This is a genomic window from Faecalibacter macacae (assembly GCF_003687725.1).
GTDB classification, from domain to species: Bacteria; Bacteroidota; Bacteroidia; order Flavobacteriales; family Weeksellaceae; genus Empedobacter; species Empedobacter macacae.
On the sequence record NZ_RDOJ01000001.1, the window covers coordinates 181,683 to 195,516 of the forward strand.

Below are 13,834 nucleotides of genomic sequence, written 5' to 3' on the forward strand. Positions count from 1 at the left end.
AATCTATGAAAAAGATTATTTCAAAAATCTTATTATTTTATGTCTTTTTAATGATAGCTTCATGTGTATCACTGCAAGATATAAAACTAATACAGCCAGATGAAAAATTAAAACTTGATAATAAAGGAATGATCGAATTTACTGTTCCTGAATATTATATACAAAAAAATGATTTAATAGCTATTAATGTGTCTTCTGTTGATCCAACTACATTAGGGATTTTAAGTGATTTTACTGCAAAAGGAAATGGAGCTTTATTAAATAGTGCTCAATCTAACATTATGTATCAGAATCAAGGTATTCTAGTTAGAGAAGATGGTAACATTGAATTACCAAGAATTGGTAAAATTCATTTAGAAGGATTAACCATTAAAGAAGCAAGAGAAAAAGTTAAATTAGAATTTTATAAAATCTATAAACCAGAGGGAACATACATTGATGTAAATTTAGCAGGTATAGAATATACTATTGTAGGGGAAGCTAATAATGGTGTTTTTAGAGCGACTCGAAGAGATTTAACAATTATAGAAGCATTTGCACAATCTGGAGGAAATAATATTTATGCAGATTTAAAAAATGTTAGAATAATTAGAACGACTCCTGATGGTACTAAACAAGCTTATATTGATTTAACAAAGGAATCTGTAATGAATTCAGAATATTACTGGATACAGAATAATGATATAATTGTAGTAAATCCTAGAAATGAAAAAGTATGGGGTGTTGGGTTAAATCCACTTTCAGTTGTAACAGCAATAGTAGGAGGTTTAAGTGCTATTTTAGGTATAATATTGGTTTTTGATAGATTTTAATGGATACTACAAAAAAGAAAAAATCGGTTGATTTAATTGATTTAGAAAGATTATTACCAAGATTATTATATGCTTGGCCTTTATATATCATTTCTATAATCATATGTTTATTAATAGCTTTTTATTTAAATAATTGGAAATTTGATAAAATATATAATGCTACAACTACTTTTAAAATAAACTCAAGTAATAGTAACAACAATTTAAATAATAATTCAATTAATTTTATTTGGGGAGGAAACTCAAATAAAGTAGATGCCCTATCTTATACTTTATCATCTCGTATTCATAATGAGAAAGTTGTAAAAAAATCAGGATCTTACGTATACTATTATGAACAAGGTAAAATTAAAAAATCAGATATTTATAAAACTGACGCACCATTTATTGTTGAAATAGATACCACACATAAGCAACTTATTAAATTTGAAATAGGTGTTGAACCGATTAATAACAATTCATTTAAATTAAGTCTAATTAATGAGAATGGAAGAGGGTATTATTATCACAAAGATAGTTTAGTAGATAATGAAGTTTTATCTATTCCTAAATCAGGAAATTATGATCAATGGTTAGTTGGGAAAAATTATAAGTTCAAAATTAAACGAAACCATATGGTCTACGGAGAGGATAGTAAATATTCATTTACTTTTGTAAGTATACCCGAAGCTACATGGCGAGTAATGCAAAATTTTAATGTAAGTAATGTTACTAATTTAACTAATATTATTTCTGTAAATAAAACTTCTAAGAGTTTGAATGAATCTGTTGATTTATTAAATAACTCGGTAAAAGTGTTAATTGAATCAGAATTAGCAGAGAAGAATGTTACAGTTTTAATGACTAAAAAGTATTTAGAAAAGCAAATCGAAATTATTAAACATAATTTAGATAGTGCGACTAATAATTTACAAGAATTACAGAAAAGAACTGGAATTAATGATTTCGACTCTAAAAAAATTGAAGTATTAAAAGATTTAGTTGAATTAGATAAAGAGAAAATAAAAATTGAAGAGCAAATCAGCGCTTTATCTAGATTGACTCCAAAATCTAATAGTAGTGTAAATAATTTAATAGCATTAAATATTGCAGGATTAGATGTTACTTACTTTATGACTAACGTAACAAAACTTGAGGAATTAGAAAATGAAAAATCTAAATTACTTAATTTATATCAGGATGATACAAAGGAGATTAGAGAAATAAACGATAAGATTTCCGATGCAAGAAAATCTATTGATAATATTGTAAGTGCTCATAAAACTAAATTAAATACAGATTTAGTTCATATTTCAAATAAAATATATGAAATAGAATCTAAAATATCTATACTACCATATCAAGAAATTGAATTTTTAGAAGCAAATAGATCTTTTGAATTAAATAATCAAATTTATTCTGATTTAATAACTCAACTTAATGCTGCTAGTTTAACTTTAGCATCTACAATTTCAGATGTTTCAATTATTGATCCTGCTGTTAATCAGGGGCAATCCTCTATTGGTCCAAATCTAAAGAAAAATTATGTAATAGCTGTTTTAGTGGGTCTGTTGTTACCAATGTTGTATATTATTATTAAAGAATTATTAGATTTCAAAGTAAGAATTTTTAAAGATATATCTTCTAGAACTGAAATTCCAATTGTTGGTACAGTAGGTGATTTAGGTGATAATTCTCCGTTAATTGTATTAAACAGTCCAAAATCAGGTATTGCAGAATCTTTTAGAGCTTTGCGATCTAACTTAAAATTTTTATATAGAGAAAAGCCATTACACGATAAAAATAAGACAATTTTAATGACATCTTTTATTGGTGGTGAGGGTAAAACCTTTAATTCAATGAATCTTTCTACTGTATTAGGATCTACTGATAAAAAAGCTATTTTAGTAGGTATGGATTTACGTAAACCTAAGATTTTTGACGATTTTAAAATCAGTAATAAAGTTGGTGTTACGAATTATTTATCAGGGGGTTCTGATTTGAATAGTATTATTCAGAAAACAGTTTTACCTAATTTAGATATTATTACTGCAGGACCAATTCCTCCTAATCCATCAGAATTAATCTTAAGCACAAAAGTTGAAGAATTTTTTAAAGAATTAAAAAATCAATATGATTTTATTGTAATAGATTCACCTCCTCTTGGATTAGTCGCAGATTCATATGACTTAATGAAATATGCAGATTGTACTTTATATGTTACTAGATATGGTTATTCAGAGAAAAACTTCATTAGTACAGTATCTAAAAAATACGATGAGGGAGAAATTTCTAATATAGGAGTCATATTTAATGGTTATAAAATTAATACTGGTTATGGTTACGGCTATGGCTATGGCTATGGTTATGGCTACGGTTATGGCTATTTTTCAGAAGATCAAGAATTTGATGATTCTTTGAAAGGAAAAATAAAAAGGTTGATTCTAAGAATTAAGAATGGAGCATAGAAATGTCTTTATTTAAAAACATATTTGATTATATACTTGCATTAATCCTACTAATTTTATTGGTAGGATTAATCATTTCTATGATTTTGATTTCGTCTTTAGATACAAAAGAATTTGGTTTATTTACTCAAGATCGGGTAGGGAAGAATGGTCAGATTTTTAAAATCTATAAAATTCGTACAATGAAAGGTATTCAAAAAGATACGATTACAACATCAGAACATCGTATAACTAAAATTGGTCAAATTTTACGAGATTATAAATTAGATGAATTACCGCAGCTTATAAATATCTTAAAAGGTGAAATGAGCTTTGTAGGTCCACGTCCAGATGTAAAAGGTTATGCAGATGCATTGAAAGGTGAGGATCGTATAATTTTGACTGTGAAACCAGGTATTACAGGTCCAGCTCAGTTAAAATATAGAAATGAAGAAGAAATACTTTCAAAAGTAGATGATCCTATTTGGTATAATGATCATGTGCTTTGGCCTGATAAAGTCGAAATAAATAAAGATTATGTACGAAACTTATCTTTTAAAAACGATATAAAATATATTATTCAAACAATATTATAAAAGTAAAAAGAGAGCTATTAAGCTCTCTTTTTTTAAGTTTTATACCTGAATAACACCTAAATTAAATGGTGTTTCAATTGGTGCATGATCTGCAGCTTCAATTCCTAAAGAAATCCATTTTCGTGTATCCAACGGATCAATAATTCCGTCTGTCCATAAGCGTGATGCTGCATAATATGGACTAGTTTGTGCATTATACTTATCTGTAATTTCTTTTAATAATTCATCTTTTTTAGTTTCATCAATTTCAACTCCTTTACCTTTCAAAGTAGCTTCTTGTATTTGTAATAAAACTTTGGCAGCTTGTTCACCACCCATTACAGCTAATTGTGCTGATGGCCATGCCGCAATTAATCGTGGATCGTAAGCTTTTCCACACATTGCATAGTTTCCTGCTCCGTACGAGTTTCCTACTACAATTGTGAATTTTGGAACTACAGAGTTAGAAACAGCATTTACCATTTTAGCTCCATCTTTGATTATTCCTCCATGTTCAGATTTTGATCCAACCATAAAACCAGTTACATCCTGTAAGAAAACTAAAGGAATTTTCTTTTGATTACAATTTGCTATAAAACGAGTTGCTTTATCAGCAGAATCTGAGTAAATCACACCGCCAAATTGCATTCCGTCTTTAGCAGATTTTACAATCTTACGTTGATTTGCAACAATTCCAACAGCCCAACCATCAATACGCGCATAAGCACAAACGATAGTTTTTCCGTAATCTGCTTTATATTCATCAAATTCTGAATTATCAACCAAACGCTTAATGATTTCATACATATCATATTGTTCAGCTCTTGATTCAGGTAAAATACCATAAATCTCTTTTTCGTCTAAAGTTGGTTTAGCAGGTTCAATTCTATTAAATCCAGCTTTTTCATAATCACCAATTTTTGACATTACAGATTTTATACGATCTAAACAATCATAATCGTCTTTCGCTTTATAATCTGTAACACCAGAAATTTCGCAATGTGTAGTTGCTCCACCTAAAGTTTCGTTGTCAATATCTTCTCCAATAGCAGCTTTTACTAAGTAACTTCCTGCTAAGAAAATAGAGCCAGTTTTATCAACAATTAAAGCTTCATCGCTCATAATAGGTAAATATGCACCACCAGCGACACAACTTCCCATAACGGCAGAAATTTGAGTAATACCCATCGAAGACATTTTTGCATTATTTCTGAAAATGCGCCCAAAGTGTTCTTTGTCTGGGAAAATTTCGTCTTGCATTGGTAAGTAAACACCTGCACTATCAACCAAATAGATAATAGGTAATTTATTTTCCATTGCAATTTCTTGTGCTCTTAAGTTCTTCTTTCCAGTAATTGGAAACCATGCACCAGCTTTTACTGTAGCATCGTTTGCAACAACAATACATTGTTTTCCTGATACGTATCCAATTTTGATAACAACACCTCCAGAAGGGCAACCTCCATGTTCTTTATACATTTCGTCGCCAACTAATGCACCGATTTCAATCGAATTGGTATTGTCATCAAATAAATAATCGATACGTTCTCTTGCTGTAAGTTTTCCTTTAGCTTTGTGAGCATCAATTCTTTTTTGTCCACCACCTATATAAACTTCGTTTAGTTTATGTTTTAATTTAGATAGTTGTAATTTATTATAATCTTCTCTTTTATTAAATGTTAGATCCATTGTGGTTTTTGTTTGAAGTCTAATCTTTGTTTGAAGTTGAAAGATAGTATATTTTGTTATTTTGATTGTATAAAATCTTGACTAAACTGAACTAATTCTGGGAAAAAATTAGAGAAGTCTTTTTCTAATTCAGCTTCGAATTGATAAATTATTGGTGTAGTATTGTCTAAGTTGTTTTCGAAGTTAACTCTTTTACTAATTCCGGTCAAAGTCTTTTGGATTCCTTCTATTGTACTGTAATTTTCGAACCAATCATATCTCAATAAATAGTCTAGCATTTCTTGTAATTTTACAGGAAAGTTGTCATAATTTAAACTAAATAATTGATAGCAATCCTCCTTGAATAGTTGAAATGTTTTTGGGTGATAATTACGCCAATGCTTGATTAAGAAATAATCATAAATAATATCGACAACAATAGGAGCATATTTATGCTGTGTAGAATGAAAATAGGCTGTGCTTTTCTTTACAATTTCGTGCGAATCTGTGAAAGAATCAATTTCTCGATGTAATAAAATTCCTTTTTTTATATCATTAGGATAATCATTGTATTTATTGCCTTTTACAACTTCACCTAAAAGATTTCCGAGTTGTAATGAAGGGTTATTGAAAGATAAATACTGATGAGCAACTAGATTCATAAACAATTTATTGACAATTAAATATAGTTTATTTTTTCCGAATTAAAGTTTTCTCTCAGTTATTCTTCTAATTTTTTTAATTCAGGGTAGCGATCAAAAAATTCTTCCTTCATACTTTCGTCTAAATTTTTAGCACTTATAAATGCTTCTTTAGCTAAATCTTTTTCACCTTTAAAAATATAACAGTATGAAAGTTGGTAATAAATTTCGGCACGATTAAAATGGATTAAAGCTAATAGTGCTTCTTTAATAGCAGTATCATATTCTTCCATCACAATATTTGCTTCAATTAAAGCAATCCAATTATTAAGACGTAATGGCTCTATTGCTACAATGCGGCGATAACTCTCAATAGCTTCTTCGTATTGACCAACTTTAATTAAGATAAAACAATGTGTTTTCCAATATTCTACATTTAGTTCGTCTAAATCAAGAGCTCTATTAACATAAAATAATGCTTCTTGATAATTTCCTAATTTAGAATATAAATTAGCAGTTTTTCCCCACACTTTATCTAGTTGAGGGTCTTCTTTTATTGATAAATGATATGCTTTTAAAGCTTTGTATGGAAGTTCTAATTTTTCGTAGCATTCTCCAATTCTAAAATACGTAATTGCAGAAGAATCTTCTAATTCTAAAATGTCTTCAAAAGTTTCTATAGCTTCTTCGTAACGAGTTAGTTTCTCTAATATTGAAGCTTTATGGTTAATTCCTGAAATATTTGTAGGATTAATAACAATTACATAATCGTAAGCATCTAAAGCTTTTTCTAAATTACCATTTTTTTCATAAAGATGTCCTAACTGAGACCAAGCGATTTCTGAATAGGGATTATCATCGATGTATTCTAAAAGAAATTCAATACATTCTGAAGTTGCATGAAGTTCTTCGTAACATTGCAAAATAGAGTAGAAGGAGTAATCATTTTCATCTCCGTGTTCTAATGCTTGTTTAAAATAAATAAGTGCAGTGCCAACTTCGTCAAGGTTTAAATATTCGTTTCCAATGCAATTGAAAATGAAATCTAAATCTTCACCATGCTCCAAAGCTTTTTCATAAAACTGAATAGCTTTTTTTGGCATATTTTTAATTCCCCAATATCTTGCAACAACCAATTGATATTCTAAATCTTCGGAAGCAAAATCTTTAATTTCTTGAATTAATTCTGAGGCTTTCTTTAACTGTGTTAAAGAGATATGATATTCTATCTGTTTAATTTTTAATTCATAGTTGTCTGGATGCAAAGCAAAAGCGTAGTTTAATGCTTTCTTTGCATATTCAAAATCACTTACATCTAAGTAAAAAGATATGATTTCTTGTAATTGTTCAGAGTCAAAATATATTTGCTCCTTGTGATCCAACATATGTTCGAATTGTTCAATCAATTCGTTGTTTAAAAACTCATCCTCCATAAATACCTATCTAAAATAGAAAAATGCTTTTATAAAAAAGCATTTTTCATAATTTATAGTTTTGCACAACTAATTAACAATAGAATATTAAATGATAGCTTTAATACTTTTAATCATTTTATCTGCTAATAAGTTTGCGTTTTCTTCTGATGTACTTTCAGTGTAAATTCGAATGATTGGTTCTGTATTTGACTTACGTAAATGAACCCATTCTGTTTCGAAATCAATTTTAACTCCATCAACTGTATTAATTTGTTCGTCTTTGTACAATTCTTGAACTTTAACTAATAACTCGTCAACATTAATTTCTGGTGTTAATTCGATTTTCTTTTTAGCCATAAAGTAAGCAGGGTAAGAAGCTCTTAAATCAGAAACTGTAATATCTTGCTCAGCTAAATGTGATAAAAATAAAGCAATACCAACTAAAGAATCACGACCGTAGTGTAACTCTGGATAGATGATACCACCGTTTCCTTCACCACCGATTAAAGCACCGGTTTCTTTCATTTCAATAACAACGTTTACTTCACCAACAGCAGATGGCGAGTAAGTTTGTCCATGTTTTACAGCAATATCTCTTAATGCACGAGAAGAAGATAAGTTAGAAACTGTAGCAGATGGAGTTTTTCCTAAAACATAATCAGCAACGGCAACTAAAGTATATTCTTCACCAAACATGTTTCCTTTTTCGTCGATAATTGCTAAACGATCAACATCTGGATCAACAACAATTCCGAAATCAGCTTTCTCCTCGATTACTTTAGCACAAATATCACCTAAATGTTCTTTTAAAGGTTCTGGATTGTGAGGGAAATGACCTGTAGGTTCGCAATACATTTTGATGTAATCTACATCTAATTTGTCTAATAAATTTGGAATTGAAATACCACCAGTAGAATTAACAGCATCAATAGCTACTTTGAATTTTTTAGCTTTAATAGCTTCAACATTAACTAATGGTAATGCTAAGATTTTTTCGATATGTAAATCAATTGCTCCTTCAAAAGTTTCGTAAGATCCTAAATCATCAACATCAGCAAAGATGTAATCATCAGCATCAACAGTTGCTAAAATTTGAGCACCATCTTCAGAAGAAACAAATTCTCCTTTACCGTTTAATAATTTTAAAGCATTCCATTCTTTTGGATTGTGAGAAGCTGTTAAAATAATACCTCCATCAGCATCTAAATGTGTTACCATTACTTCAACTGTAGGAGTAGTTGATAATCCTAAATCGATTACATTAATACCTAATCCTTGTAAAGTAGAAGTTACTAATTGTGAAACCATTTGACCAGAGATACGTGCATCTCTTCCGATTACAACTTTATATGATTTCTTATTTGATTGTTTTTTTAACCAAGTTCCGTAAGCTGCAGCAAATTTTACAGCATCAATAGGTGTTAGATTGTCTCCTGGATTTCCTCCAATAGTTCCTCTAAATCCTGAAATTGATTTAATTAAAGACATAGTGTTTTTATTTTGATAACAAATGTACAAAAAACAATATTTAGAATTTGATTAATAGATTGGTATGATTTTAGTTTAGAAATATTTAACAATTAAACAACGCTATAACTTTAAAAATGAATTTATTATGATTACATCAGTTTTGATTATTTCTTTTCTTTGGAATTGGATTTCATGGGGGATTTTCGGCGTTATTGCCGGAGCATTAGCTAAAGCAATTATGCCAGGAAGAGATCCGGGAGGATTTTGGGTTACTATGTTAATCGGAATTATTGGAGCTATGTTAGGTGGTTTTATTTCAACATTGGTGTTGAATTACGATCCTAATAATTGGTCATTTGGTGGATTTGTGGTCGCTATTCTTGGTGCATTATTACTATTATTCATCTATAGAAAAGTAGCAGTTAAATAAGCTTAACAAAAAAAGCCTTAATCATTAATGATTAAGGCTTTTTTATTTATTCAAATATTTTAAAGAGGAAGAATGTTCTTTTCGTAAGTTTTATTAATCATAATAGCAGATGCTTCGTAAAAGGCAATGAATCCACACACGATTCCAACCCAACCAGCAACATTCAAGATTTGTTCACTATCAGCGAAATTACTTGCAGCTAATAAGAAAAATAATAAGGTTAACGAACCAAATAATAATTTACCAACTGTATGTCCTTTTAAAGTTTGTAAGAAATTTACTAATGTAAATAATCCCCACATTCCTAAGTAACATCCCATTGCATTACCATCTGGTTTTTCAGCACCTAATACACCTGGTGCTAACCATGTAAATACTAATGTAAGCCAAAATGCTCCGTATGCCATAAAAGCAATACTACCAAAGTTGTTTCCTTTTTTCCATTCCATTGCACCAGCTATAAACTGTGCTCCTCCACCAAAGAAAACTCCCATTCCCATAATCATACTATTTACTGGAAAAAATCCAGCATTGTGGATATTTAGTAAAATAGTAGTCATTGCGAAACCATATAATCCTAATGGTCCTGGGTTAGCTGTTTTGTCTGTAATTGTGTAAATATTTTCCATAATACTTATTAATATGAGACAATAATAAGATGAAAATAATAAATAACAAACAATTTATTAATAAATGTGTATATGATACACTAAAATTATTTTTTAATAAATCTAACTATTTATATATTAATAAGTAATGATAAATAATCTCTAATGTCTTGATATGATAAATAATGTTAAAATTATCAAAAACAGATGGATTTTTCGCGAGGATATAACACTAGTATTAATTCATAAAAAAAAATCCGTTAATACTTATTAACGGATTTTTTTTTATGAATTTGTAAACTTTATTATTTACGATTCTTTTTAATTTGTTCTTGTTGCTCTTGCATTTCTTGAGCTTTTTTCATCATATCTTGCATACGAGAAGCAAATTTTCCTTCTTTCTTAGGTTTAGCTTTATTAGCTTCTAAGATTTGGTGAACTTTACTTTCGTTAATCATTACTTTTTTAATATAAAGAACGATGAAAACATTAAGTGCATTAGAAACTAAATAATACCAAGATAAACCTGATGCATAATTGTTAAGGAATACGAAGAAGAATACAGGCATTATGTACATCATGTATTTCATAAACTCCATATTTGGCATTCCTTCTTGCTGTGGCATTTGGAAATTATCCATCGATCCAGATACTTTAAAGTAAACCATCATTGCAACGATATATAACATTGCGAAGATAGATAAGTGACCGTTTAATAACGGAATCCAATCTGGAATTTGAATAATATCATCAAAAGCAGTTAAATCTTCAGCAAATAAGAAAGGAACTCCTCTTAAATCAATTAAGTTAGGGAAGAAACGGAATAAAGCATAGAAGATAGGAATTTGTAATAAGGCAGGTAAACATCCAGCTAATGGATTTACACCAGCGTTACGATAAATTTCCATCGTAGCTTGTTGTTTCTTCATTGCATCTTTAGAATCTTTGTACTTCTCGTTGATCTCGTTTAATTCAGGACGTAAAACCTTCATTAAAGCAGATTGACGGTATTGTTTGTACATAATTGGAGATAATACCAACTTAACTACAATTGTAAGTAAGAAAATTGCCCAACCTAATTCAATACCAAAGTTTGCTAAGAATTTAAATACAGGTAAGAAAAAGTATTTGTTTAACATACCAAAGATTCCCCATCCAAAGTCAATTAAGTTTTGGAAACCTTTGTCGTTGTAGTCTTTTAAGAAATCAAAATCTAATGGTACAAAATCAAAAGTTAACTTATGGTTTAATTCAGCATTTTTTAATTCTAATTCTGAAGTAAACGAGTAGTGCTTACTGAATTTTGCATCCTCTTCGTCAGCATTTAAAGATCCACCTTTAGTGTTTTTAAATCCCTCGTCAGATGATAAGATAGTAGAAAAGAACTGTTGTTTATTTGCAACCCAAGAGATTGCTTCAGTTTCTTCCCACTCATCTGACCCAAATAATTCGTACTCGATATCTTTAGATTCTTTAAATTGGAAATAAGTATGAGCCCAATATTTTTCTTGGTCTTTACCTTTTTCTGTACTAAATCCGTCCATTAACCAGCTTAGACCAACTTTGTTGTCAGCAGTAATGTTTGATAAACCTTGAGATTTAACCTCTAAGTCGATACCGTAAGAATTACCTAAAGTATAGATGTATTGGATTTGTCCTCCTTGCGCTTGTGCAGTCATGGTAATAATAGTATTTGCACTATTTTTTTGAACTGCTGGCACGAAAACTAAATCTTTAGTGTTGATTTGTACACCATTTTTAGTCTTAAAAGATAAGTTAAAAGAGTTTGAACCATCTTTAGCTAAATATAAAGGTGTGTTTTTGTCGTGCTTGTCATAAGATGTATAATCTTTTAACTGAACAGCATCAATTTGTCCACCTTTAGCAGCGAATTTAACGTTAATTTTTTCATTAGACACCTCAATGTCTTTTGCATCACCAGTAACTGGTTGAAAGACATTTTGTGCTTGTTGAACGTTCGCCGCTTTTTTAGCTTCTGCGTTTTTCTCTTTTTGAACTAACTCTTGCTTTTGTTTTTCAACTTCTTCTTCAGATGGTGTATTCCAATACATAACACCAAACAATAGAAGACCCATTAAAACAAAGGCAACTACTTGGTTAAAATCAAATTTTTTCTCTTGTTGCATTTATCGTTTCAATTTGTTTATTTGACAAAGCTGCTTCAATAAAGCTTATAAAAAGCGGATGTGGCGAAGCAACTGTACTTTTATATTCCGGATGGAATTGAACTCCAATATAATATGGATGTTCTTTATGTTCTAAAATTTCTACTAATTCAGTTTCTGGATTTTTTCCAACAGGGATTAATCCATTGTTTACAAATTCATCATAATATTCGTTATTGAATTCGTATCTGTGGCGGTGACGCTCTAAGATATCTTCAGAACCATATACGTTTCTGATTTTTGATCCTTCAGCTAATGTACACTTCCAGTTTCCTAAACGCATTGTTCCTCCTTTATCAGAAACATCTTTCTGATCTTCCATTAAACTAATAACTGGATGTGGAGTTGTTAAATCCATTTCGGCAGAATCGGCTTTTTCGTAACCTAAAACATTACGAGCAAATTCTATTGCCATTATCTGCATTCCTAAACAAATTCCTAATGTTGGAATATTGTTACGTCTTGCGAAATTAGCAGCAATTATTTTTCCTAAAATACCACGATCTCCAAAACCTGGTGCAATTAATACCCCTGAAACTCCTGCTAATTTTTCAGCTACAGTTTCTTCAGTAAGATCGCCAGAATATACCCATCTTACCTTAACTTCTGTTTCTGTAGCAGCTCCGGCGTGAGTAAATGCTTCTGTAATCGATTTATAAGAATCGTGCAAAGATACATATTTACCAACTAATGCAATCTCTACAGTATTTTTAGGATTTTTATGACTATTTAAGAATTTTTTCCAAACTGTAAAATCTGGTTCTTGATCGTAAGGTAAATCTAAACCTTTTAAAACAACTTCATCAAAATTTTGTTCGTGTAATAAGAATGGAACATCATAAATAGTATCAGCATCAATACTTTGAATTACGTTTTCTTTACGAACATTACAGAATTGAGCTAATTTAGCTTTTACTTCTTTTGATAAATTGTGTTCTGTACGTGTTACTAAAATGTTAGCGTTGATACCACTTTCCATTAAAGTACGAACAGAGTGTTGTGTAGGTTTTGTTTTTAATTCACCTGAAGCAGCTAAATAAGGAACTAAAGTTAAGTGAATAACAGAAGAGTTATTTTCGCCTAATTCCCAAATTAACTGACGGATTGTTTCGATGTAAGGTAATGACTCAATATCACCAACAGTACCACCAATTTCAGTAATAATAATATCGTAATCACCAGTGTTACCTAATAATTTGATACGACGTTTGATTTCGTTTGTGATATGCGGAATAACCTGAACTGTTTTCCCTAAATAGTCTCCACGACGTTCTTTTTCAATAACTGTTTGGTAAATGCGTCCTGTTGTAACAGAATTTGCTTTTGAAGTTGCACGATTTAAATATCTCTCGTAGTGTCCAAGATCTAAATCAGTTTCAGCACCATCCTCAGTAACGTAACACTCTCCATGTTCGTATGGATTAAGTGTTCCTGGGTCGATATTAATATATGGATCAAGTTTTTGAATTGTTACTCGATATCCTCTCGCTTCTAATAGCATTCCTAAAGAAGATGCTACGATTCCTTTACCTAATGATGATGTTACTCCTCCGGTAACGAAAATGTACTTTGGTGTTTTGTTTGTCTCCATTGAATCTCTAAA

11 protein-coding genes are annotated in these 13,834 nt (G+C 30.1%); 4 read left to right on the forward strand and 7 right to left on the reverse strand.

Annotated features, from left to right (window positions below; translation table 11 throughout):
• Positions 1 to 5 precede the first annotated feature (5 nt).
• The 3 genes from EAH69_RS00860 to EAH69_RS00870 are packed head-to-tail and all read left to right on the forward strand — an operon-like array spanning position 6 to position 3,834.
• A complete protein-coding gene (locus EAH69_RS00860) occupies positions 6 to 812 on the forward strand; it encodes a polysaccharide biosynthesis/export family protein (RefSeq protein WP_230466652.1) in 807 nt (268 codons plus the stop codon).
• Positions 812 to 3,259 (forward strand): exopolysaccharide transport family protein, encoded by a 2,448-nt coding sequence (locus EAH69_RS00865; protein ID WP_121933315.1) that lies wholly within the window; start codon positions 812 to 814, stop codon positions 3,257 to 3,259. The genes EAH69_RS00860 and EAH69_RS00865 overlap by 1 nt, the downstream gene beginning before the upstream one ends.
• A gap of 2 nt (positions 3,260 to 3,261) precedes the next feature.
• On the forward strand, positions 3,262 to 3,834 hold the full coding sequence (locus tag EAH69_RS00870; RefSeq protein ID WP_121933316.1) for a sugar transferase: 573 nt from the start codon (positions 3,262 to 3,264) through the stop codon (positions 3,832 to 3,834).
• A gap of 39 nt (positions 3,835 to 3,873) precedes the next feature.
• Here EAH69_RS00870 and EAH69_RS00875 read toward each other — a convergent pair whose 3' ends face one another.
• The 4 genes from EAH69_RS00875 to glmM form a co-directional block, all read right to left on the reverse strand.
• Positions 3,874 to 5,502, reverse strand: coding sequence for an acyl-CoA carboxylase subunit beta (locus EAH69_RS00875; protein ID WP_121933317.1), 1,629 nt, complete (start codon positions 5,500 to 5,502; stop codon positions 3,874 to 3,876).
• 56 nt (positions 5,503 to 5,558) lie between these two features.
• Positions 5,559 to 6,143: an acyl carrier protein phosphodiesterase gene (locus EAH69_RS00880; protein WP_121933318.1), complete on the reverse strand. Its 585-nt coding sequence runs from the start codon at positions 6,141 to 6,143 to the stop codon at positions 5,559 to 5,561.
• 59 nt (positions 6,144 to 6,202) lie between these two features.
• Entirely contained in the window at positions 6,203 to 7,555 is a 1,353-nt protein-coding gene (locus EAH69_RS00885; RefSeq protein ID WP_121933319.1) for a tetratricopeptide repeat protein, read from the reverse strand.
• Between the two features lie 87 nt (positions 7,556 to 7,642).
• The gene (gene glmM / locus EAH69_RS00890) at positions 7,643 to 9,025 is read right to left on the reverse strand and encodes a phosphoglucosamine mutase (protein ID WP_121933320.1); all 1,383 of its coding nucleotides are present in this window, start codon (positions 9,023 to 9,025) and stop codon (positions 7,643 to 7,645) included.
• Between the two features lie 127 nt (positions 9,026 to 9,152).
• Between glmM and EAH69_RS00895 the strand changes: the two genes are divergently transcribed.
• Positions 9,153 to 9,437 (forward strand): GlsB/YeaQ/YmgE family stress response membrane protein, encoded by a 285-nt coding sequence (locus EAH69_RS00895; protein WP_121933321.1) that lies wholly within the window; start codon positions 9,153 to 9,155, stop codon positions 9,435 to 9,437.
• A 59-nt stretch (positions 9,438 to 9,496) separates the two neighbouring features.
• Here the strand turns inward: EAH69_RS00895 and EAH69_RS00900 are convergent, their stop codons facing one another.
• From EAH69_RS00900 to EAH69_RS00910, 3 genes are all read right to left on the reverse strand, one after another.
• Positions 9,497 to 10,066, reverse strand: coding sequence for an acetate uptake transporter (locus EAH69_RS00900; RefSeq protein ID WP_121933322.1), 570 nt, complete (start codon positions 10,064 to 10,066; stop codon positions 9,497 to 9,499).
• A gap of 284 nt (positions 10,067 to 10,350) precedes the next feature.
• On the reverse strand, positions 10,351 to 12,192 hold the full coding sequence (yidC, locus tag EAH69_RS00905) for a membrane protein insertase YidC (RefSeq protein ID WP_121933323.1): 1,842 nt from the start codon (positions 12,190 to 12,192) through the stop codon (positions 10,351 to 10,353).
• Positions 12,170 to 13,822: a CTP synthase gene (locus EAH69_RS00910; RefSeq protein ID WP_121933324.1), complete on the reverse strand. Its 1,653-nt coding sequence runs from the start codon at positions 13,820 to 13,822 to the stop codon at positions 12,170 to 12,172. The genes yidC and EAH69_RS00910 overlap by 23 nt, the downstream gene beginning before the upstream one ends.
• Between the last annotated feature and the right edge of the window lie 12 nt (positions 13,823 to 13,834).